This is a genomic window from Streptomyces sp. NPDC044704 (assembly GCF_056433525.1).
Window position 1 is genome coordinate 473,590 of the sequence record NZ_JBWKGY010000005.1, and the last position, 21,572, is coordinate 495,161.

General features: G+C 71.6%; 19 protein-coding genes and 1 tRNA gene. 12 read left to right on the forward strand and 8 right to left on the reverse strand.

Annotated features, from left to right (window positions below; translation table 11 throughout):
• Window positions 1-10: 10 nt before the first annotated feature.
• Genes AC07B0_RS16080 through AC07B0_RS16090 form a run of 3 tightly spaced genes read right to left on the reverse strand, consistent with a single transcriptional unit; the run spans window position 11 to window position 2,972 of the window.
• Window positions 11-1,159, reverse strand: a complete 1,149-nt coding sequence (locus tag AC07B0_RS16080; protein WP_469382881.1) for a DMT family transporter — start codon at window positions 1,157-1,159, stop codon at window positions 11-13.
• Window positions 1,156-2,145 carry a transketolase family protein gene (locus AC07B0_RS16085; RefSeq protein WP_356872825.1) on the reverse strand — a complete coding sequence of 330 codons (990 nt, stop codon included), beginning with the start codon at window positions 2,143-2,145 and terminating at the stop codon, window positions 1,156-1,158. Before AC07B0_RS16085 ends, AC07B0_RS16080 begins: the two co-directional genes overlap by 4 nt.
• Window positions 2,142-2,972: a transketolase gene (locus tag AC07B0_RS16090; RefSeq protein WP_467295684.1), complete on the reverse strand. Its 831-nt coding sequence runs from the start codon at window positions 2,970-2,972 to the stop codon at window positions 2,142-2,144. Before AC07B0_RS16090 ends, AC07B0_RS16085 begins: the two co-directional genes overlap by 4 nt.
• A gap of 770 nt (window positions 2,973-3,742) precedes the next feature.
• On the opposite strand from AC07B0_RS16090, the gene AC07B0_RS16095 reads away from it, so the two are divergent.
• From AC07B0_RS16095 to AC07B0_RS16115, 5 genes are all read left to right on the forward strand, one after another.
• Window positions 3,743-5,092, forward strand: a complete 1,350-nt coding sequence (locus AC07B0_RS16095) for an ATP-grasp domain-containing protein (RefSeq protein ID WP_478898442.1) — start codon at window positions 3,743-3,745, stop codon at window positions 5,090-5,092.
• Window positions 5,092-6,369, forward strand: a complete 1,278-nt coding sequence (locus tag AC07B0_RS16100) for an MFS transporter (RefSeq protein ID WP_469382886.1) — start codon at window positions 5,092-5,094, stop codon at window positions 6,367-6,369. Before AC07B0_RS16095 ends, AC07B0_RS16100 begins: the two co-directional genes overlap by 1 nt.
• Before the next feature lie 161 nt (window positions 6,370-6,530).
• On the forward strand, window positions 6,531-8,054 hold the full coding sequence (locus AC07B0_RS16105) for an argininosuccinate lyase (protein ID WP_356872817.1): 1,524 nt from the start codon (window positions 6,531-6,533) through the stop codon (window positions 8,052-8,054).
• A complete protein-coding gene (locus tag AC07B0_RS16110; protein ID WP_356872815.1) occupies window positions 8,023-9,018 on the forward strand; it encodes a GHMP family kinase ATP-binding protein in 996 nt (331 codons plus the stop codon). Before AC07B0_RS16105 ends, AC07B0_RS16110 begins: the two co-directional genes overlap by 32 nt.
• A 12-nt stretch (window positions 9,019-9,030) precedes the next feature.
• A complete protein-coding gene (locus AC07B0_RS16115) occupies window positions 9,031-11,298 on the forward strand; it encodes a pyridoxal-phosphate dependent enzyme (RefSeq protein WP_356872813.1) in 2,268 nt (755 codons plus the stop codon).
• 140 nt (window positions 11,299-11,438) lie between these two features.
• On the opposite strand, the gene AC07B0_RS16120 is transcribed toward AC07B0_RS16115, so the two are convergent.
• Both AC07B0_RS16120 and AC07B0_RS16125 read right to left on the reverse strand, forming a co-directional pair.
• Window positions 11,439-11,512, reverse strand: a tRNA-Pro gene (locus AC07B0_RS16120).
• 115 nt (window positions 11,513-11,627) lie between these two features.
• Window positions 11,628-12,566 carry a metallophosphoesterase gene (locus tag AC07B0_RS16125; protein WP_469382891.1) on the reverse strand — a complete coding sequence of 313 codons (939 nt, stop codon included), beginning with the start codon at window positions 12,564-12,566 and terminating at the stop codon, window positions 11,628-11,630.
• A gap of 69 nt (window positions 12,567-12,635) precedes the next feature.
• On the opposite strand from AC07B0_RS16125, the gene AC07B0_RS16130 reads away from it, so the two are divergent.
• Window positions 12,636-13,097 (forward strand): GatB/YqeY domain-containing protein, encoded by a 462-nt coding sequence (locus AC07B0_RS16130; RefSeq protein WP_356872809.1) that lies wholly within the window; start codon window positions 12,636-12,638, stop codon window positions 13,095-13,097.
• Between the two features lie 69 nt (window positions 13,098-13,166).
• Here AC07B0_RS16130 and AC07B0_RS16135 read toward each other — a convergent pair whose 3' ends face one another.
• A complete protein-coding gene (locus AC07B0_RS16135) occupies window positions 13,167-15,539 on the reverse strand; it encodes a transglycosylase domain-containing protein (RefSeq protein ID WP_469382893.1) in 2,373 nt (790 codons plus the stop codon).
• 396 nt (window positions 15,540-15,935) lie between these two features.
• On the opposite strand from AC07B0_RS16135, the gene AC07B0_RS16140 reads away from it, so the two are divergent.
• Window positions 15,936-16,286, forward strand: coding sequence for a WhiB family transcriptional regulator (locus tag AC07B0_RS16140; protein ID WP_030299276.1), 351 nt, complete (start codon window positions 15,936-15,938; stop codon window positions 16,284-16,286).
• Between the two features lie 35 nt (window positions 16,287-16,321).
• Here AC07B0_RS16140 and bagB read toward each other — a convergent pair whose 3' ends face one another.
• Together bagB and bagA are read right to left on the reverse strand one after the other, a co-directional pair.
• Complete coding sequence (gene bagB, locus AC07B0_RS16145) at window positions 16,322-17,554, reverse strand: ATPase BagB (RefSeq protein WP_469382895.1); 1,233 nt, start codon at window positions 17,552-17,554, stop codon at window positions 16,322-16,324.
• On the reverse strand, window positions 17,551-18,537 hold the full coding sequence (bagA, locus tag AC07B0_RS16150) for an ATPase BagA (protein ID WP_356872803.1): 987 nt from the start codon (window positions 18,535-18,537) through the stop codon (window positions 17,551-17,553). Before bagA ends, bagB begins: the two co-directional genes overlap by 4 nt.
• 72 nt (window positions 18,538-18,609) lie before the next feature.
• Here bagA and AC07B0_RS16155 point away from each other — a divergent pair, with 72 nt between their 5' ends.
• The 5 genes from AC07B0_RS16155 to AC07B0_RS16175 all read left to right on the forward strand — a co-directional run bounded on the left by AC07B0_RS16155 (window position 18,610) and on the right by AC07B0_RS16175 (window position 21,481).
• Window positions 18,610-18,771, forward strand: a complete 162-nt coding sequence (locus AC07B0_RS16155; protein ID WP_007264966.1) for a Sp36 family protein — start codon at window positions 18,610-18,612, stop codon at window positions 18,769-18,771.
• On the forward strand, window positions 18,768-19,241 hold the full coding sequence (locus tag AC07B0_RS16160; RefSeq protein WP_356872801.1) for a RidA family protein: 474 nt from the start codon (window positions 18,768-18,770) through the stop codon (window positions 19,239-19,241). Before AC07B0_RS16155 ends, AC07B0_RS16160 begins: the two co-directional genes overlap by 4 nt.
• Before the next feature lie 190 nt (window positions 19,242-19,431).
• Entirely contained in the window at window positions 19,432-20,346 is a 915-nt protein-coding gene (locus tag AC07B0_RS16165) for an NUDIX hydrolase (RefSeq protein WP_478898447.1), read from the forward strand.
• Window positions 20,343-21,188, forward strand: a complete 846-nt coding sequence (locus AC07B0_RS16170; protein ID WP_356872797.1) for an MBL fold metallo-hydrolase — start codon at window positions 20,343-20,345, stop codon at window positions 21,186-21,188. The genes AC07B0_RS16165 and AC07B0_RS16170 overlap by 4 nt, the downstream gene beginning before the upstream one ends.
• Window positions 21,185-21,481 carry a hypothetical protein gene (locus AC07B0_RS16175; protein WP_469382899.1) on the forward strand — a complete coding sequence of 99 codons (297 nt, stop codon included), beginning with the start codon at window positions 21,185-21,187 and terminating at the stop codon, window positions 21,479-21,481. The genes AC07B0_RS16170 and AC07B0_RS16175 overlap by 4 nt, the downstream gene beginning before the upstream one ends.
• Window positions 21,482-21,572: the final 91 nt, after the last annotated feature.

Below are 21,572 nucleotides of genomic sequence, written 5' to 3' on the forward strand. Positions count from 1 at the left end.
CTTCTCCTTCTCAGGCCGTCGAGGCGACACCGCTGGGCTGCGCCGCGGCGTCGTCGGGGAGCTGGGGACGTTCGCGCTGTACGGGAAGGCCGGCCGGAGGCGCCGCGGCCGCTGATGCGGGTTCCGGCGCGGGCTCCGGCGCGGGCGGGGCGTCCGGCGCCGCCGCGGGAGCCGTGGTCCGGGTGGCCCCGGCGCCGCGCCGTGCGCGCCGGGTACGCGCTCCGCGTGCGGACGGGCCCGCGCTGCCCCGGGTCGCCATCAGAACCCCGGCCAGCAGGATCGCGACGCCGACGAGCTGCTCGGCGGAGGGGTCCTCGCCGAAGACGGCCGCGCCGAGCGCGACCGCGCCGACGGGCTGGACGAGGAGCAGGGTGCTGGTCAGCGCGGCGGGCAGGGCGGACAGGGAACGGGATATCAGCAGCCAGCCGACCACCTGGGAGGACAGGGCCAGCAGGAGCAGCCAGCCCAGGGACGGCCACGGTGACTCGATGTGGGCGTCGCCGATGAGGAGGGAGACGACCCCGGCGCCGACGGCCGCGCCGAGGGTCGCTTCGTAGAGGGGCGCGATGATTCCGACGTCGCCGCTCTTCGCGGTGGTCTTCCCGGCGGCGCGCAGGATCAGGATGTAGCCGGCGTAGAAGAGGGACGTGCCGGTGCCGAGGAGCACTCCGAGTGCCGGGCTGGCACCGTAGGTGTCGCTGCCGAACACTCCGGCGATGAGCGCCACGCCCACCAGCATCGGCGGCAGGGCGATCATCAGGGACCGGGCGGGCCGTTCGCCGAGCACCGCCCAGGCGATGAGGGCGACGAACAGCACCTGGAGGTTGCCGAGGACGGTGGCCAGGCCGGCGCCGACGGCGTTGATGGTGTGGCTCCACATCATGAGGTCGCCCGCGAGCGCGAGGCCCGCGAGACGGGCGAGCCAGCGCGCCTTGCGGGGGAGCGGCCGGCGGCCGGCCCGCTTGCGGTCGGCGACCATCAGGGCCCAGAGGACCGGTACGGCGAGGGCGCAGCGGAAGAAGGCGGCCATGCCCGCGGTCGTGTCGGCGAGCCGGACCATGGGCGCGGACGCGGCGATGAAGCCGGCTCCGGCCAGTACGGCGAGCATGGGACGCCGGGACGCGGCCGATGCGGGAACGTGCGCGTCGGCGTTCGTCATGCCAGGACGTCCAGTGCCTGGGTGATCGCGTTGCTGACGTTGATCCCGGCGTGGTCCAGCAGGTACTGCTCGCCGCCGACGAGGTCGTAGTGGATGTCGGGGACGCCGATCCGCCGCACGGGCGGGCCGCCGATCTCGGCGACGACCTCGCAGACGGCCCCGCCGAGGCCGCCGACGGCGCGGTGGTCCTCGATGGTGACGACGACCTCCGCGACGGCGCTCGCGTCGAGGAGGGCTGCCCGGTCGAGGGGCTTGACCGTGTGCATGTTCAGGTGTCCGGCGCTGATGCCCTTGGTGGCGAGTTCGCGCGCGGCCTCGGCGGCGACGAGGTTCGGGTAGGGGCCGGTGGCGACGAACAGGACCCGGCCGGGCTCCCGCAGGACGCGGGCCTTGCCGAGGACGAACTCGGTGGGCTCGTCGTAGAGGGTGGGGGTGGCCATCCGGCCGAGCCGCATGTAGGCGGGGCCGGGGTCGTGGGCCAGGGCCACCGTCGCCTGGACGGTCTCCCAGGCGTCGGCGGGCGCCACCACCGTCATGTTCGGCAGCATCCGGGTGACGCCGATGTCCTCCAGCGAGTGGTGGGTCGGGCCGTAGTGGCCGGAGGCGAGACCGGCGTGCGTGCCGACGATCTTCACGGGGAGGTTCGCCCCGGCCACGTCGATCTTGATCTGTTCGAAGGCGCGGGCGATGGCGAACGGGCTCATCCCGTTGGCGAACACGGGCCGCGCCGCCACCGTCATGCCGGCGGCGACGCCGATCATGTTCTGTTCGGCGATGCCGAGGTCCACGTACTGGCGGGGCAGTTCCTTCGCGAAGTGGTCCTCGTAGTCCATGTCGGTGGCGAGGCAGGCCAGGAGCGGGTTCTCGCGGCCGAGGGCGAGCAGCATCATGGCGTAGGCGTCGCGGCTCTGGATCGTCGAACGGTTCTCCCAGACGTGGTCGAAGACCTCCGCCACGGAGCGGTGGGTGGCGATGTCCGTGCTCATTCCTGCTCACTCTCCAGTGCCGCGAGCGCCAGCCGCCGTGCGTCCTGGCCGAGGGTCGCGGAATGGCTCTTCTTGGTGTCCTGGAGGCCGGGGACGCCCCGGGCCTTGACGGTGGTGGCGATGACGGCCGTCGGCCGGCCCGGTTCCACGGGCCCGTCCAGGGCCTTCCTGATCTGTTCGTGGTCGTGTCCGTCGATGGTGAGGACGCGCCAGCCGAAGCTCGCCCACTTGTCGGTCAGGGGCTCCAGCGCCATGGTGTCCTCGGTGCGGCCGCTGATCTGCCAGCTGTTGCGGTCCACGATCGCGATGAGGTTGTCGGCCCCGAGGTGGGCCGCGGCCATGGCCGCCTCCCAGTTGGAGCCCTCCTGCAGTTCCCCGTCGCCGAGGATCACGAAGGCCCGCTTGTCGTACCCGTAGCGGCGTCCGGCGAGGGCGACGCCCAGGCCCAGCGAGAGCCCGTGGCCCAGCGCGCCCGTCGAGAACTCGACGCCGGGGAGGCGCTTCATCGGGTGGCCGCCGAGCCGGCTGCCCTCCTCGGCGTAGGTCGCGCACTCCGACTCCGGGATCACGCCCGTCGCGGCGAGCGCCGCGTACAGCCCGGCGGACGCCTGTCCCTTGCTCAGGATCAGGTAGTCGCGGTCGCCCGGGGACGCTTCGCCGGCCGGCTGCCGCAGCACCTCGCCGTAGAGGACGGCGAGCAGGTCGGCGATCGACATGCTGCCGCCGATGTGGACGCCGTTGGGCGAAGCGCTCATCTCGATGACCAATCGCCGGATGTCCACGGCGAGTCGTGTGGCCACGTCGTTCGGTGGCGCCTGTGTGAGCATGGTTGATCCTTCCGAAGCCGTCTGCTTCCGGTTCATCGCCCGCTCAGCGAGTCACATCCCGGTCCGTTGAGCAGGAGTCCGCGCAGTTGCCGTCGCGGCGTTCCGCGACCAGACGACCGCTATAACAAACCAACTGGGCTGTTTTGTCAATCGGCCTTTCGGTGGCGTGGCCGGATCCCATAAGTCTTTTGTTTCAGGCATGTGTTGGCGGACTTCCCGCACCCCTCGGATGACCTGGCCCTTCCCGTCCGCCGGGTCAGGCGGAATCCCTCCGCGGCCCTGTCCGGCTTTCGCCCCCACTGTCCACCAGGTGGACGATCAACCCCCAACAGGCAAGGTGATAACGCGCGTTCACCTGCGATGTGGATCGGAGAGTGACTGGAGAACCGCTCTTTCGCAGCTGCCCGAAAGTGCCATCCGGAGGGCACTTCGAGCAACGCGGTGCTGCCCGGTACGTACGTACCCGGCCACGCCGGCGCCGGACCCCCCCGGGGCGCCCTCGCCTCTGGCGTGCGGGTTCATCCCATTTCCCTTTCCAGGCCAAGAGTTGGAATCCGGCCAGCGCCTCGCGGACCGGTCCGGAATTGCCGCTCTGGGCCCCCGGATTCCCGGTCTGGAACCGTCTTGACAAAACCAAATGGTTGGTTTTTTCTTCGTGTGGCTGGTCGTTCGCCCCACGGTGCCGAAGCCCGGTATCCGCTCGGCCGGCGTCGCCAACTGTTGGTCATCTGCCGATCCAAGGGATCGATCCAAAGGATTGTGAGGACCTGATGAGTGAACTGTCCGAAGGCGTGTGGTCCGAGCCGTGGAACCCCTCCGGCGAAGCGGCGGCCGGGGCCGGCGAGCGCCCCGTGGGCGTCCTGGTCGACGCGTACGGCACCGGCAACTACCTGCCGGCCGCCTTCAACAAGTACGGGATCGACGTGGTCCACCTCCAGGGCTCGCCCGAGAAGATCGCCCGCATGCAGACCTGGGAGCGGTCGAGCTACGTCGACGGCCTCACCTACTACCCGGACGGAAGCACCGAGCTCGCGCTCAAGGAGCTCCAGCCCGCGTTCGTCATCCCCGGCCAGGAGCCGGGTGTCCGCCTCGCGGACCAGCTCAGCGAGGCCCTGGGCCTGCGCACCAACGGCACCGGGCTCTCCGAGGCCCGCCGCAACAAGTACAAGATGATCGAGACGGTGTCCGCCGCCGGACTGCGCACCGCGGCCCAGCTGGTCACCCGCGACGCCGATGAGGCCGTCGCCTGGGCCGCGGAGAGCGGCTTCTGGCCCTGCGTCGCCAAACCGCTGTCCTCCGCGTCCACGGACGGGGTCTTCATCTGCCGCGACGCCGACGCGCTGCGCGCCGCGTTCCCGTCGATCCTCGGCAGCACCACCGTGTTCAACGGCACGAACACCGAGGTCCTCGTCCAGAGCTTCCTGGAGGGCACGGAGTACATCGTCGACACCGTGAGCGTCGACGGCCGCGCCTACGCCTGCGGCGTCTGGCAGTACGAGAAGCGCGTGCTGCCCAACGGAAAGCCCATCTACAACCGCGACATCCTCGTCGACCCGGCCGACCCGGTCGCCGTCGCGCTGATCGACTACACCCGCGCCATGCTGAAGGTCCTGCGCATCGACAACGGCCCGGCCCACACCGAGGTGATCATCACCGCGGACGGACCCGCCCTCGTCGAGGTCGGCGCCCGCGTCAACGGCCACCTGCACCCCGCCTTCCACGACGCCTGCCTCGGCACCAACAGCGCCGACCTCACCGCGATGGCCTACGCCCGCCCCGACCGCTTCCTCGCCCAGTACGCCGACCGCGTCTACCGCAAGCACCAGCCCGCGGTCGTGTACAACGCCCCCACGGTCCTCCACGGCGAGGTCCTCTCCGTCAACCGGTCCCTCGTCGAGGAGATCCGCCGCCTGCCCTCCGTCGTGGACCTCGTCGTCAAGCGCCGGCCCGGCGACGTCATCGTCCCGACCGAGGACCTGCTCACCAGCCCGCTGCGCGTCTTCCTGACCGCCCCCGACCAGGCCACGGTCGACGCCGACTACCGGTTCATCGAGTCCGTCCGCGAGTCGCTGTACGAGGTCCGGCCGGTCCGCTCCCGGGTCGCCTGCGGAGTGGTGTGATGTCCGCTCCGAAGACCGCCGCGCCGCACAAGCCCGGACTGCGCGAGAACATCGCGGGCCTGCGGCCGATCGCCGGCCTCCTGGCGACGGTGGCCCTCTCGCGCAGCGCCGTCGTCCTGTACCCCTTCTACGGGGTCTACCTCGCCACCGAGCGGCACGGCCTGTCCGTCGAGGTGATCGGCCTCGTCGTCGGCATGTTCGGCGTCGGCGCCCTGATCGCCGGCGTCGCCAGCGGCGCCCTCGCGGCCCGGGTCCGCGAACAGCGGCTCGCGGTCGTGGGCCTCGCCGGCGTGGCCGTGATCGTCCTGGTCATCGCGATGACCACCGAGCTGTGGATGCTCGCCGTACTGACCGCCCTCTGGGGCTTCTGCTACGAGCTGGTCAACCCGATTGCCTACACCCTGGTCGCCCGGGTCATGCCGGAGGCCCAGCGCCGGTTCGCCTTCTCCGCGGTCCGCCTCGCCATCAACCTGGGCATGGGCATCGGCCCGGTCATCGCCGGCATCCTCTTCAACGTCAGCCCGGGCCTGCTGCCCTGGGGAACCGCCATCGGCTACGTGGTCTCCGCGTTCATCCTGGCCCGCGCCCGCATCACCGCGGGCTCCGCCGCCGACGCCACCGAGGACACCACCGCCACCGGCGTCGCCGACGCCGGGCCGGGCCGGGACGGCGTGCGCTTCTGGAGCTTCATCGCGGTGACGACCCCGATCCACCTCGCCTACGCCCTGCCGTCCACCGTCGCCAGCGTCTACGTCATCCACGTCCTCGGCGAGTCCGCCGCCTGGGCGAGCGCGATCTTCGCGGTGAACGCCTTCCTGGTCCTCACCGTCGAGATCGCCCTCAACCACGCGATGCTCGACCTCACCCGCCGCACCAGCCTCCTCATCGGCTACGCCTGCGCCATCGTCGGCTTCGTCCTGATGGGCTTCGGCTCGTACCAGACCTGGCTGCTGCTCGTCGCGACGGCCGTCTGGACGGTCGGCGAGATGATCGTCTACCCGGTGATGCCCGACCACATCAGCGCCATCACCCCCGACCGCCTCCGGGTCCGCAACATGGGCTTCTACACGGCCCACTTCAACCTCGGCGTCGTCCTCGCCCCGCTGATCTTCCTGCCCCTCGTCAGCGGCATCGGCCCGGTCGCCTCCTGGTCGCTCGTCGGCGGCGTCCTGCTGACCGGCCTGATCGCCACCGCCGCGATCAGCAACTCGCCCCGGATCTGGGGCCACGAGAAGACCCCCCAGCCGGCCCCCGTCCCCGTCCCGGCCGGCACGTAACCGCGCACCCGATCCGCCCCCCCCACGACGCACCCCCCACCGGCCGGGGCCCCACCCGAAGCCGGCCCCTCCCCCCACCCGGACGCGGCCCGAACCGCGCGGCACGGCACGACAGCGGCGCTCTGCCGATCCCCGCCCCCGACGAGAGAAACGGATTCCAGGTGCACCCCGACCACGACACCGGTGCGAGCGACGCGCTCCCGCTGAGCGGACGCATCGGCCGAGGGCCGAGCGAACTGCTGCGGGAGGAAGTCCTCGACCCCCAGTTCCGATACGAGGCGGACCACCTCCTCCCGCACTACATCGCCATCGAGCAGGCCCTGGTCGCCGAGTACCTGCGCATGGGTCTCGTCACCGCCGACCAGGCCGCCGAACTGGACGGCCTGCTCGGCTCGGCGACCCGCGAGGAACTCCTGGCCGGCCGGGAGGCGAGCATGTCCGACATCGCCTTCTCCCTGGAACGCCACGTCGAGGCGCGGCTCGCCGAGCCCATCGCCGCCTGGCACGTGGACCGCAGCCGCAACGACCTCCAGTCCTGTGCCCAGCTGATGAACGGCCGCGCCCGCCTCGTCGAAGCCGCCGGCACGCTCCTGGAATTCGGCCGGGCCGCACACCGCCTGGCCGCCCGCCACGCCGACGACCCCATGCCCGGCTACACCCACCTCCAGGCCGCGCAGATCATCTCGCCGGGCTTCTACCTCGCGGCCCTTTCGGAGCAGGTGCTGCACACCGCGCGCCGGCTGCTCGCCACGTACGACGGCATCGACGCCTGCCCCCTCGGCGCCGGCGCCATGGCGGGCCAGGAACTCCCCTGGGACCGCGACCGGCTCGCCGCCCTCCTCGGCTTCGGACGGGTCCAGCCCCTCGCCCTCACCTCGGTCGCGTACCGCGGCTGGGCCCTGGAGATCACCGCCGAGTTCGGCGTCTTCGGGGTGGCGCTCAGCCGCTTCACCACCGACCTGATGGCCTGGGGCAGCAGCGCCTACGGCTACCTGGACCTGCCCGACGAGCTCTCCGGCATCTCCTCGGCCATGCCGCAGAAGAAGAACTACCCCGTCCTCGAACGGATCCGCGGCAGGTCCGCCCACCTGGCCTCGTGTCACCTGGACGCCGTCCTCGGCCAGCGCAACACGGCCTTCTCCAACTCCGTCGAGGTCTCCAAGGAAGCCGGCTCACAGCTCTCCGTCGCCTTCGACACCTTCGGGAGCGTCCTGCGCCTCGCCACGGCGGTACTCGACCACGTCCGCTTCGACACCGAGCGCATGGCCGCGGCCTGCGAGAAGGAGTTCCTCGGCGGCTTCAGCCTGGCCAACGCCCTCACCCTCACCGAAGGCGTGCCCTGGCGCCGCGCCCAGGTGATCGCCGGCCGGTACGTCGTCGCAGCCACCGGCGCCGGCCTCGCCCCGGCCCAGACCGACCCGGCCCTGCTGAAGCGGGCCGCGGCAGAGCTCGGCTTCGACCTGAAGGCGCCGGAATCGGTGCTGGCGGGCGTCTTCGACGTACGACGCGCCCTGCACGCACCGCGATCCGAGGGCTCGGCCCGCCCGGACGCGGTCGAGACCGTGCTGCGCGCACAGGACAAGGAATTCGAACGACTGGGCGCCGCATGGGCGGCCCACGACCGGACCACGCGTGGCGGAGAAGGAGGAAACGGTGACCGTGCAGGCGTACACACAGGAGCTTGAGGGACTGGCCGGGGAGACGGGTGCGCTGCTCACGCGCAGCGCCGGCGTCGGCAGGGCCTTCGGTACGTTCGGAGAGCTCCTCCAGGGCGTACTGCCCGGCACCGGGGAGCACTTCATGGTGACCTCGCCGGTGGCGGCCTGGTCCACCGCGACCTTCGCCCACCAGCCGGACGCCACGTCCATCCACGTGGCCCCCGCCCACAAGCGCAAGGCGGCCCGGCTGGCCGAACGGGCCCTGCGCGCCGCCGGCCACACCGGCGGCGGCCAGCTCCGCATCGGCAGCGAACTGCCCGAGGGCAAGGGCATGGCGAGCTCGTCGGCCGACCTCGTCGCCACGGCCCGCGCGGTCGCCGACGCCGTGGGCGTCCGCTTCACCCCGGCCGACATCGAGACGCTGCTGCGGGACATCGAGCCCACCGACGGCGTCATGTACGACGAGATCGTGGCGTTCAGCCACCGCGAGGTCCGGCTCCGCGAACGGCTGGGCACCGTACCCTCCATGACCGTCATCGCCTACGACGAGGGCGGCCAGGTCGACACCATCAGCCACAACCACGCGGCCACCGCCCGCAGCGCCGAGGAGCAGCAGGAGTACGCGCGCCTCCTCGACCGGGCGCGCGAGGCGATCCGCGACGGGGACCTGCCCTCCCTGGGCCGCGTCGCCACCCGCAGCGCCGAGCTGAACGCGCGCCACATGCCGCGCCCCTCCCTGCCCGCCCTCCAACGCATCTGCCGCGACATCGACGGCCTCGGCATCGCCTGCGCCCACAGCGGCACCGTGCTCGGCATCCTCCTGCCGCACGACGATCCCGACAGCGCCCTGAAGGCCGAGGTCGCCCTCGCCGCCTGCGCCTCGCTCCCCGGAACCACCATGCTCTACCGCTCCCTTGGCCACGGCGACGACTGGTCCTACGGACGCCTGCGTCCCCGCCCGCTCGCCGCCCCCGCCCACACCACAGCCTGAGGAAGTGTGAAGATGCTCTTTCAAACCGTCTACGACATGGTCGGGCACACTCCGCTCGTACGGCTCCGGCTGGACGTGCCGGAGGGCACCGAGGTGTACGCGAAGCTGGAGCTCGCCAACCCCTTCGGCATGAAGGACCGCGTCGCGAAGAGCGCCATCGAGGAAGCACGGCGCATCGGCACGCTCCTGCCCGGCGCCCCGATCGTGGAGAGTTCGTCCGGCACGATGGCCCTCGGCGCCGCCCTCGTGGGCCGCTCCCTGGGACACCCGGTGCACATCGTCACCGACCCCCGCATCGACCCCATGACCCTGGCGAAGCTGAAGTCCCTCGGCGCCGAGGTCCACATCGTCCCCAAGATGACCGACCAGGGCTGGCAGGGCGCCCGCCTGGAGCGCCTCTACGAGCTGATGCGCGAACTCCCCGGCGCGTTCTGGCCGCGGCAGTACACCAACCCCGACAACCCGCGCGCCTACCGGATCCTCGCCGACGAACTGCTCCGCGACCTCGGCACCGTGGACGTGCTGGTCGGCGCGGTGGGCAGCGGCGGCTCCCTCTGCGGAAGCACCCGGGCCCTGCGCCGGCACCTGCCGCGGCTGCGGGCGGTCGGCGTGGACTGCGTCGGCAGTGCCCTCTTCGACCAGCCGGACGTACCCAAGCGCCTCCAGAGCGGCCTCGGCAACAGCCTGTTCCCGCACAACCTCGACCGCTCCGTCATCGACGAGGTGCACTGGCTGAACGACCGCGAGGCGTTCGTGGCCGCCCGGGACCTCGCCGCCGACCAGCAGATCTTCGCCGGCAACACCTCCGGATCGGTCTACCGGGTCCTCGCCGACGTGGCCCGCCGCGCCGAGCCGGGCAGCCGCATCGTCGGCATCTTCCCGGACCGCGGCGACCGCTACACCGACACCGTGTACAGCGACGAGTACTGGGCCGAACACCGCGTCGCCGACCTCCCGCTGGCCTCGCGGCCGACCCCCGTCGTCTACGGGACCCCGGTCAGCCAGTGGTCCCGCAGCGAGGTCCGGCAGCCCGCCGAACGGCCCCGCCGGCTGCTGTTCGTCGAGTCCAACACCACCGGCACCGGCATGATCGCGCTGTCCACGGCGCGCGAGCTCGGCTTCGTCCCGGTCCTGCTGACCGGCAAGCCGGAACGCTACGCGGGCCTCGACGAGACCGGCGCCGAGATCCTGGTCTGCGACACCAACTCCCTCTCCGAACTGCGGTCCGTCATCCAGCAGCGCTACCCGCGCGAAGAACTGGCCGGCGTGACCACGACCAGCGACTTCTACGTCCCCGCGGTGGCCGAACTGGCCGACTGGCTGGGCCTGCCGGGCAACCCGGCGTCCGCCGTCGCCGCCTGCCGCAACAAGGCCACGATGCGCGGGGTGTTGCGCGACGCGGGCGTTCCGCAGCCCCGGTACGCGGTCCTCACCGACCCGGCGGACCTCGCGGACGCGGTCCGCGCCGTGGGCCTGCCGTGCGTGGTGAAGCCCGCCGACGACTCGGGCTCGAACAACGTGCTGCTGTGCGCCACCGCCGAGGAGGCCGCCGCGCACGCCCGGGGCATCCTCGCGGTGGAGACGAACGTACGGGGCCTGCCGACCGCGCGGACCGTCCTGCTGGAGGAGTACCTCGACGGGCCCGAGTACAGCGTCGAGGTGTTCAGCCACGACGGCGTCGCCACCACGGTCGGCGTCACCGCCAAGCAGGTCACGGCCGGCCCGTACTTCGTGGAGACCGGGCACCTCTTCCCCGCCCCCCTCAGCGCGGCGGCGGCCGGCGAGATCGCCGGGGTGGTGAGCAGCGCCCTCAAGGCCATCGGATGGGAGCTCGGCCCGACCCACACGGAGGTCAAGGTGACCGAGGGCGGCGGTGTCGCCGTGGTGGAGATCAACCCGCGCCTCGCGGGCGGCATGATCCCGGAGGCGATCCGCCGGGCCACCGGCACCGACCTGCTGGAACAGCAGCTGCGGGCCGCGACCGGCACCCCGCTCGACCTGGAACCGCGCCACACCGCCTCGGCCGGCATCCGCTTCCTGCTCGCCGAGGCCCGGGGAACGCTGCGGGCCGTCGAGGGCACGGAGGCCGCCCGCGCGGTCGCGGGCGTCACCCGCGTCACGGTCACCGCCGCGGACGGCGCCCCCGTACGGCCGGCCGAGAACGCCTACGACCGGCTGGGCCACGTGATCGCCACCGGCCCCGACACCACCGCCGTGACCGCGTCCCTGGACGCGGCCCTGACCGCCCTCGCCATCCGGATCACCCCCACGGAGGCCTGACCCCACCGACCAGGGGCCTGGTCCCTCCCCCGCACCAGGCCCCTGCCCCCAGGGCAGTTAACCCCCGCACCCCTGGGGCCAACGAAAACAGGTCAGGCCACCTACTTCGAAAGTAGGTGGCCTGACCTGGTACTACAGCGTCGGGGTGGCGGGATTTGAACCCACGACCTCTTCGTCCCGAACGAAGCGCGCTGCCAAGCTGCGCTACACCCCGATCGTCGCTTCGGCGGCTTTCCTCCGTGGCGACATCGATTACTTTAGCGGACCCTCGCGCTGAGGCGAAATCCGGTTTCGCGGGGGCCGGGGCCAGGCGCGGGCGGAGGGTGCTCCTACGCCTTCGGCGTCAGGGTCAGGAGGGTCGCCTCCGGCGGGCAGGCGAAGCGGACCGGGGTGAAGCGGTTGGTGCCGCAGCCCGCCGAGACGTGCAGGTAGGAGCGCTCGCCGTCCGCCTCGTACGTCGACAGGCCCTTCACCCGCTTCGTGTCCAGGTCGCAGTTGGTGACCAGGGCCCCGTAGAAGGGGATGCACAGCTGTCCGCCGTGCGTGTGGCCGGCGAGGATCAGCGGGTACCGGTCGGCGGTGAAGGATTCGAGCACCCGCAGGTACGGGGCGTGCACGACGGCCATCGAGAAGTCCGCGTCCGTCTCGGGCCCGCCCGCGACCCGCTCGTAGCGGTCCCGCTTGATGTGCGGGTCGTCGAGGCCGGTGAAGGCGAGCTCCAGCCCGTCCAGCTTCAGCCGGGCCCGGGTGTTGGTGAGGTTCAGCCAGCCCGCCGCGTCGAAGGCGTCCCGCATCTCCTCCCACGGGTTGTGGACCGCGCCGACGACCGGCTTGTTGCCGTTCAGCCCGTGCCGGCCCTGCGCCTTCTCGATCAGGTAGCGGCCGGGGTTGCGCAGCCGCGGCCCGTAGTAGTCGTTCGACCCGAAGACGTACACGCCGGGGAAGTCCATCAGCGGGCCCAGTGCGTCGAGCACCTCGGGCACGCCCTCCGTGTCGGAGAGGTTGTCGCCGGTGTTCACGACGAAGTCGGGGCGCAGGCCGGCCAGGGACTGCAGCCAGGCGCGCTTCTTGCGCTGCCCGCCGACCATGTGGATGTCGGAGACCTGGAGGACGCGCAACGGCCGCATCCCCTGCGGGAGCACGGGCACGGTGACCCGGCGCAGCCGGAAGGAACGGGCCTCGAATCCGGCGGCATAGGCCACTCCGGCGGCCCCCACCGCGGCGATCGAGGCAGTGACCTTCAGGGGGACTCCGTAACGCGCGCGCATGCCCCCTATCGTCGCAGACGCGATAAACCGGCGGGCGCCACCGCCCCCGCACCTGGCAGACTCATGGGCATGACCACGCTCAAGGCCAAGCTCCAGGAAGACCTCACCAACGCCATCCGGGCACGCGACGAGCTCGCTTCGTCGACGCTGCGCCTGACCCTTTCCGCCATCACCAACCAGGAGGTCGCGGGCAAGGAAGCGCGCGTGCTCTCCGACGACGAAGTCCTCAAGGTGATCGCGAAGGAGGCGAAGAAGCGCCGCGAGGCCGCGGAGGCCTTCGCGCAGGGCGGCCGCGCCGAGCAGGCCGCGCGGGAGACCGCGGAGGGCGAGTTCCTCGACGCGTACCTGCCCAAGCAGCTGGGCGACGACGAGCTCGACGCGATCGTGGCGCAGGCGGTCGAGGAGGCCAAGGCGGCGGGTGCCGAGGGGCCGCGGGCCATGGGCGCCGTCATGAAGATCGTGAACCCGAAGGTGGCGGGCCTGGCGGAGGGCGGCCGCGTGGCCGCCGCCGTGAAGCGCCGGCTCTCGTAACCGTCGGAGCAAAGGGGAGGGCCCCGGCCGGATGATCCGGCCGGGGCCCTCCCCTTCTTCGTGCGCGTCCTACTGGTCGTCCCGGCCGCCGATCAGGCCGGGCTCCCCGGTGATCCCGCCGAACGGCGGGGTGGGCGTGTCGCCCGTACCGCCCGGGGTACCGCCGGTGCCGCCCGTGGCGGCCGCGCCGCCGGTGGCTCCTGCGGCCGTCGTGCCGCCGGGCCGCCCGCCGGGCTTGCCGTCACCGCCGGGCTTGTTCGGCTTGCCGGGCTTGTTCGGGACGGGCGGGTTGGGGTTGCCCCCGTTGCCGCCGTTCGCGTTGCCCCGGCCGCCGTTGTTGCCGTTGCCGCCGCTCGGAACCTGCGGCTCCGGGATGCTGACCGTGGTGAAGCCGGGGGCCTCGCGGCCGGACAGGGCGCCGGACACCGCGTCCCGCCAGATCGGGCCGGGCAGTCCGCCACCGAAGACCTTCGGGTAGTACTGACCGCCGATGGTGATGTCCTCCATCGAGATCTTCTTCGCGCCGCCCGAGCCGACCCACACCGCGCCGGACATGTTCGGGGTGTAGCCGACGAACCAGGCGTTGTAGCGGGAGTCCGTCGTACCGGTCTTGCCCGCGTTGTCGCGGTCGCTCAGACCGGCCTTCTCACCGGTACCCGAGTCGACCACGCCGCGCAGCAGGGTGTTGATCGTGTCGGCGGTGTCCTGGCTCATCGCCCGCTCGCACTTGGTCTTCGGCACCGCGAGGGCCTTGCCGTGCGCGTCGGTGATCGACTCCAGGGCGATCGGGGTGCAGTACGTGCCCCGGTTGGCGAAGGTCGCGTACGCGTTGGCCATCGTCAGCGGCGACAGTTCGGCGGAGCCGAGCGCGATGGAGGGGGCCTCGGGCAGCTTCGAACCGTCGGCCGGGACCACGCCGAGCTTCTGCGTCATCTCGGTCACCGGGCAGAGCCCGATCTCGCCGATCATCTGCACGAAGTACGTGTTGATGGACTTCTCCATCGCCGTCCTCAGCGCGTACGGACCGACCTCGTCCTCGGTCTCGTTCTCGGCGGTCGCGAGCTTCTTCTTGCCCTCGGGCAGGTTCACCCACTGGCTGCCGTCGCACTTGGGGATCGGGCTCGGGTAGTCGATCTTGTTGGGTGCGGAGTAGACCTTGGTGGGCGCCATGCCCTGCTCGATGGCCGCGGCCGCGATGAACGGCTTGAACGTGGAGCCGACCTGGAAGCCGAAGTTGGAGCCGCCCATCCGCTTGTCCACGGAGTAGTTGATCTGCGTCTCGTTCTTCCCGAAGCCGTACGGCTTCGACTGGCCCATCGCCAGGACCCGGCCGGTGCCCGGCTGGATCATGGTGACGGCCGTGGCGATCGTGTCGTCCTCGTTGACGTGGTCCTTGATCGAGGCGTTCGCGGACTCCTGCGACTGCGGGTCCAGGGTCGTGCGGACGGTCAGGCCGCCCTGGTTCCAGATCTTCGCCCGCTCCTCGCGGGTCTTGCCGAACACCGGGTCCGACAGGAAGGTGTTGCGCACGTAGTCGCAGAAGAAGCCCGCGCCCTTGACCGCGGTGATGCAGCCGTTCTTCGGCCGGGTCACCTTCAGCTGGACCGGCTTCTTCTTCGCCTCCTCCGCCTCGGCCTGCGAGATGTCCTTCATGTCGGCCATCCGCTGGAGGACGGTGTTGCGGCGCTTCATCGCCTCCTGCGCGTCGTTGACCGGGTCGTACCGGCTCGGCGACTGCACCAGGCCGGCCAGCAGCGCCGACTCGTCCATGGTGAGGTCCTTGGCGGGCTTGCTGAAGTAGCGCTGCGCCGCCGATTCGATGCCGTAGGCCTGCTGGCCGAAGTAGGTGATGTTGAGGTAGTTCTCGAGGATCTTCTTCTTCCCGAGCTCCTCCTCGACCTGGATCGAGTACTTGAGCTCGCGGATCTTGCGGCCGAGGCTCTTCTCCTGGGCCTCGCGCACCTTCGTCTCGTCGTCGCCGGCTTCCTCGACGAACACGTTCTTCACGTACTGCTGCGTCAGCGTCGAGGCGCCCTGCGCCGCTCCGCCCTCCTGCGCGTTGCGGTTCACCGCGCGCAGGATGCCCTTGAGGTCGACCGCGCCGTGCTCGTAGAAGCGCGAGTCCTCGATGGCGACGATCGCCTTCTGCATGTACGGGGAGATCGACGTCAGGGGGACGACCTGCCGGTCACGTGAATAGACGGTGGCGATCAGGCCACCCTCCGAGTCCAGAATCGTGGTGCGCTGGCTCAGCGGAGGTGTCTTGAGATTGGCCGGGATCTCGTCGAAACCCTCGACCGTGCCCTTGGCCGCGAGTCCCAGCGCGCCGGCGCCCGGGATCGCGATGCCGGCGAGTACGACTCCCGAGAGAACGGACACCCCGAGGAACTTGGCGGCCTGCTGTGGCCCGGTGAGCCCGCCGCCCGAGCGCTTCTTTCCCATGAGGGGCAGCCTACGTTCTCATTCGCCGGACACGCGCGAATGCCTTGGCCTAAGCTGACCCCAACTGTCACAGCAGTGTGGTGCGACATCAACCCCTCGGCTTGAATTTCACCCTTCCCGAATGGGGTGGACACATGTCCGAATCTCGCCCTTCCCTCTGACGGCCGCTTACCGGCAGCCCCCGATTTCACCCGAATCGCCGGAATGGCCGGGCATGTCGCCGGATCACTCCGTCGGGTGATCTGCCGCTTACCCATAGTCCGTTCGGACCATTCAAGATTGGGCCCGTCGGGGGTGTTGCACTGTGCTCGCCTTCCGTAACGTCCTCAACTGGCAGCGGTGAATATGCCGCTACCGCCGTGGGGGAGCCTCGATTCGGGAGAGGACGGCGCCGGGATGGGCTGGGTTACCGACTGGAGTGCGCAGGCAGCCTGCCGCACTACCGATCCGGATGAACTGTTCGTTCAAGGAGCGGCACAGAACAGGGCCAAGGCGGTGTGCACCGGATGTCCGGTGCGGACCGAGTGCCTGGCCGACGCGCTCGACAATCGTGTCGAGTTCGGAGTGTGGGGCGGAATGACCGAGCGGGAACGACGTGCGCTGCTGCGCCGGCGTCCCACCGTCACCTCGTGGCGACGGCTGCTCGAAACGGCCCGCACGGAGTACGAACGCAGTACGGGCATCCTCACCGTGGATGTCGACGCGGAGATCGACGTTCCGTACGAGACGTACGCGGCAGCCGGGTAGATCACCCGGGCGCCACGTCGTACGCACGCCGACGCCTACGCTCCGGCCGGCACCCCGGCCGCGAGGCGCTCTCCGATGGCCCGCAGCCCGGCGAGGTCGTGCACATCGCCGGGCAGGGCGGCCACTTCGGTCACCGCCACTTCGGGGTGCAGCGAGGTGAAGCGATCGCGTGTGCGTCGTTCGCGCGCGATCACCTGCATCCGTTCGGCATGCAGGCGCAACAGTCCTGCCGTGATCTCGTCCACGTCGGGGGAGCCGTCGTCGGCGGCGTCACGAAGTCCAGCTTTCCCGGACTCCTGATCGACAATGCCGCCTTCTTCAAGATTCTCTGCGGCGGCCAGGGCCCGTTCCGCGGAGAGCCGGCCGGCCCCGCTGCCGTGGACCCGGTTCAGCACCAGACCGGCCAGCGGCATCCGTTCGGCCGCGAGCCGCTCCACGAAGTACGCCGCCTCGCGCAGGGCGTCCGGCTCCGGGGCGGCGACCACGAGGAAGGCCGTACCGGGCGCCTGGAGCAGCCGGAACGTCGCGTCCGCCCGCGTGCGGAACCCGCCGAACATCGTGTCCATCGCGGCCACGAAGGTCTGTACGTCCTTCAGCAGCGAGGCGCCCATCAGCTTGCTCAGTGTGCCCGTCATCAGCGACATGCCGACGTTGAGGAACTTCATGCCGGCCCGGCCGCCGACCTTCGCCGGAGCCATCAGCACCCGGATGAACTTCCCGTCCAGGAAGGACCCGAGGCGCTTCGGCGCGTCGAGGAAGTCCAGCGCGGACCGGCTCGGCGGGGTGTCCACGATGATCAGGTCCCAGTCGTCCTGCGCCCGCAGCTGGCCCAGCTTCTCCATCGCCATGTACTCCTGCGTGCCCGCGAACCCGGCCGACAGGGACTGGTAGAAGGGGTTCGCCAGGATCGCCCGCGCCCGCTCGCCGTCCGCGTGCGCCTCGACGATCTCGTCGAAGGTCCGCTTCATGTCCAGCATCATGGCGTGCAGTTCGCCCGTCCCCCCGTCCACGGGGACCCGGCGCGGGGTGTTGTCCAGCGAGTCGATCCCCATCGACTGGGCCAGTCTGCGGGCCGGGTCGATCGTCAGCACGACCGCCTTGCGGCCGCGTTCGGCCGCCCGTACGCCCAGCGCCGCGGCGGTGGTGGTCTTGCCGACCCCGCCCGCGCCGCAGCACACGATGATCCGGGTCCCCGGATCGTCCAGCAGCGCGTCGACCGCCAGTTCCGGCGGAGTGTCCAGGCCCATGTCGTCCCCACCCTCGCTCATTCGGCGTCCGCCTGCTTGCGCAGCTCCGAGGCCAGCTCGTACAGCCCGGCCAGCTCCATCCCCGAGCCCAGCAGAGGGAGTTCGTACGCCGGCACGTCCAGCCCCGCCAGTACCGCGCGCTGCTCCCGCTCCAGGCGGACGCGACTCGCGTGCTCCGCGGCCTGCGCGAGCAGCGGCTCCACCAGCCGCTCGGCCAGCCCGCCCCGGCGCGCCCCGCCCAGCCCCGCCCGGGACAGGGCCTGCGCGATCTCCCCGCGGTGCTCGCCCGCGGCCGCGCGCAGGGTCTCCTCGTCCAAGTGGTGCGGGCGCACCATGTTGACGACGACGCGGCCCACCGGAAGCCCCGCCTCCCGGAGTTCCGCGATGCCGTCGGCGGTCTCCTGGACCGGCATCTCCTCCAGCAGCGTCACCAGGTGCACGGCCGTCTCCGGGGACTTGAGCACCTTCATGACGGCCTGCGCCTGGTTGTGGATCGGCCCGAACCGGGCGAGCCCCGCGACCTCGTCGTTGACGTTCAGGAAGCGGGTGATCCGCCCGGTCGGCGGGGCGTCCATGATCACGTGGTCGTAGACGAACCGGCCGGCCTTGTCCTTGCGCCGCACGGCCTCGCACGCCTTGCCGGTCAGCAGCACGTCCCGCAGACCGGGTGCGATGGTCGTCGCGAAATCGATCGCGCCGAGCTTCTTGAGCGCGCGCCCGGCCGAGCCCAGCTTGTAGAACATCTGGAGGTAGTCCAGCAGCGCCCGTTCGGCGTCGATGGCGAGCGCGTACACCTCGCCCCCGCCCCCGCCGGGCGCGACGGCGATCTTCCGCTCCTCGTAGGGGAGCGCTTCCGTGCCGAATAGCTGTGCGATGCCCTGCCTGCCCTCGACCTCCACGAGAAGAGTCCGCCTGCCCTCGCGTGCGAGGGCGAGCGCGAGTGCCGCGGCGACCGTGGTCTTGCCGGTGCCGCCCTTGCCGCTGACCACCTGGAGCCTGCTCACAGCGTCCGAGCCTAACGACTCGGTTCCCGGGCCGCGCATGAGGCCCGCACGACAGGCATTACGCTCGCCCCCATGACCAAGAAGTTCGAATACGCGACGGTCCCCCTGCTGGTCCACGCCACCAAGCAGATCCTGGACACCTGGGGCGAGGACGGCTGGGAGCTCGTCCAGGTCGTGCCCGGCCCGAACAACCCCGAGCAGCTCGTCGCCTACCTCAAGCGGGAGAAGGCATGAGCGGCGTCGTCGAGGCGAGGCTGGCCGAGCTCGGCCTGACCCTGCCGGAGGTCGTTCCGCCGCTGGCCACCTACCAGCCGGCCGTGCGCTCGGGTGCCTACGTGTACACGGCGGGCCAGCTGCCGATGGTCAAGGGCAGCCTGCCGGTCACCGGCAAGGTCGGGGCCGAGGTCTCCGCGGAGCAGGCCAAGGAGCTCGCCGCGACCTGCGCGCTGAACGCCCTGGCCGCCGTCAAGTCCGTGGTCGGTGACCTCGACAAGATCGCCCGGGTCGTCAAGGTCGTCGGCTTCATCGCCTCCGCCCCCGACTTCACCGGCCAGCCGGGCGTGCTGAACGGCGCGAGCGAGCTGCTGGGCGAGGTCCTCGGCGAGAAGGGCGTCCACGCCCGCAGCGCGGTCGGCGTGGCGGTCCTCCCGCTCGACGCCCCCGTCGAGGTCGAGTTCCAGGTGGAGCTGGTCGCGGGCGCCTGACGCGCCGCGCACCCTTCCCTCCCTGTCCGTTTCCGTCCCGCCCGGCCCCGCCAGGACCCCGTCCGGCGCGGCCGGGCGCGGGCCGGACCGCGCGGTCACCCCTCCGCCCGGCGCCTTCCGCTTCCGCCGTCGGGGCAGGTCACAGCGGGTGCCCCTCGAACATCGGGCCGGATGGCCGTAGCATCCGGCCATGCCGAATGGTCAGCACGGTCAGTCGTCGCCCAGCCAGCCCGCCGGGGGCCAGTGGTACCCCCCGGAGTGGCCCGACCGGATCCGCGCGCTCGCGGACGGCTCCCTCACCCCGGTCGCGCCCAAACGCGCCGCCACGGTGATGCTGCTCCGTGACACCCCCTCCGGACCGGCCGTGCACATGCTCCGCCGCCGCACCTCCATGGCCTTCGCCGGAGGCGCGTACGCCTACCCGGGCGGCGGGGTCGACCCCCGCGACGAGGACCACCGCACCGGCTGGGCCGGCCCGGACCAGGACGCGTGGGCCGCACGCCTCGGCACCGACGCCGCCTCCGCCCAGGCCATCGTGTGCGGGGCCGTCCGCGAGACCTTCGAGGAGGCCGGGGTCCTGCTCGCGGGCGAGACCGCGGACACCGTCGTCGGCGACACCACCGGGGACGACTGGGAGGCCGACCGGCAGGCCCTCGTGGCCCGCGAACTGTCCTTCGCCGAGTTCCTCGACCGGCGCGGCCTGCTGCTGCGCTCCGACCTGCTCGGGGCCTGGGCCCGCTGGATCACCCCGGAGTTCGAGCCCCGCCGCTACGACACCTGGTTCTTCGTCGCCGCCCTCCCGGAGGGCCAGCGCACCCGCAACGCCTCCACCGAGGCCGACCGGACCGTCTGGATCCGCCCCGCCGACGCGGCCGCCGGGTACGACAAGGGCGAGCTGCTGATGATGCCGCCCACCATCTCCACCCTGCGCTCGCTGGAGCCGTACGGGAGCGCCGCGGACGCGCTCGCGGGCGCCGCCGCGCAGGACCTGACCCCCGTGCTCGCCCGGGCCGCCCTGGAGGACGGGGAAGTGGTGCTCAGCTGGCCGGGCCACGACGAGTTCACCAAGCGCGTCCGCTCCGCACGTCCCGGAGGCCCCGCATGACCGACGCCGCAGCCCTGCCCGGACAGCCCCGCGGAGTGGTCTCCTCCGGGCCCGCCACCACCCGCGCCGTCAACATCCTGGCCCCCAACGCCTCGGCCATGACCCTGGACGGCACCAACACCTGGCTCGTATCCGAACCGGACTCCGAGCTGGCCGTCGTCATCGACCCCGGACCGCTGGACGAGACGCACCTGCGGGCCGTCATCGCCGCCGCCGAGCAGGCCGGCAAGCGGATCGCGCTGACCCTCCTCACCCACGGCCACCCCGACCACGCCGAGGGCGCCGGCCGGTTCGCCGAGCTGACCCGGACGAAAGTACGCGCCCTCGATCCCGCCCTGCGCCTGGGCGACGAGGGACTGGCCGCCGGGAACGTGATCCGCACCGGCGGTCTGGAACTGCGGGTGGTCGGCACCCCCGGCCACACCTCCGACTCGCTCTGCTTCCACCTGCCCGCCGACCGGGCCGTCCTGACCGGCGACACCGTCCTGGGCCGCGGTACGACCGTCGTCGCCCATCCCGACGGCCGCCTCGGGGACTACCTGGACTCCCTGCGCCGCCTGCGCTCCCTCACCGTCGACGACGGGGTCCACACCGTCCTCCCGGGCCACGGTCCGGTCCTGGAGGACGCCCAGGGGGCCGTCGAGTTCTACCTGGCCCACCGTGCGCACCGGCTCGCCCAGGTCGAGACCGCGGTGGAGGACGGCCTGGTCACCCCCGAGGCCGTCGTCGCCCGGGTCTACGCCGATGTGGACCGTTCCCTGTGGCCGGCGGCGGAATGGTCCGTCCGGGCGCAGCTCGAATACCTTCAGGAGCACGGGCTGATCCCCGGGGGGCCCGAATGAACACGCTCTACGTACTGCTCGCCGTGCTCGCCGCCGCCGGCTGGATCACCTCGACCGTGACCCTGCGGGTCAGGGCCCTGGAGGACAAGGCCGACCGGCTGGAGCGCCGGCTGGGGCTGGTCCTGGACCACTTCGGCATCGAGGAGCCGGAGCCGGCCCGGCTGGACGAGGTGCGCGCCCTGATGCGCGACGGCCGCACCGTCTCGGCCGTCAAGCTCTACCGCTCCATCACCGGCGCGGGCCTCCTCGAAGCCAAGCAGGCCGTCGAGTCCCTCGACCTGACGCGGCGCTAGGGCCTGTCGTCAAACTCCCGTCGTCGCCCGGAGGGCGGCCCTGCGGCGTCTGGTGCGTGCTCTCGGTGCGCCGGGCGGAAGCCCGCGTACT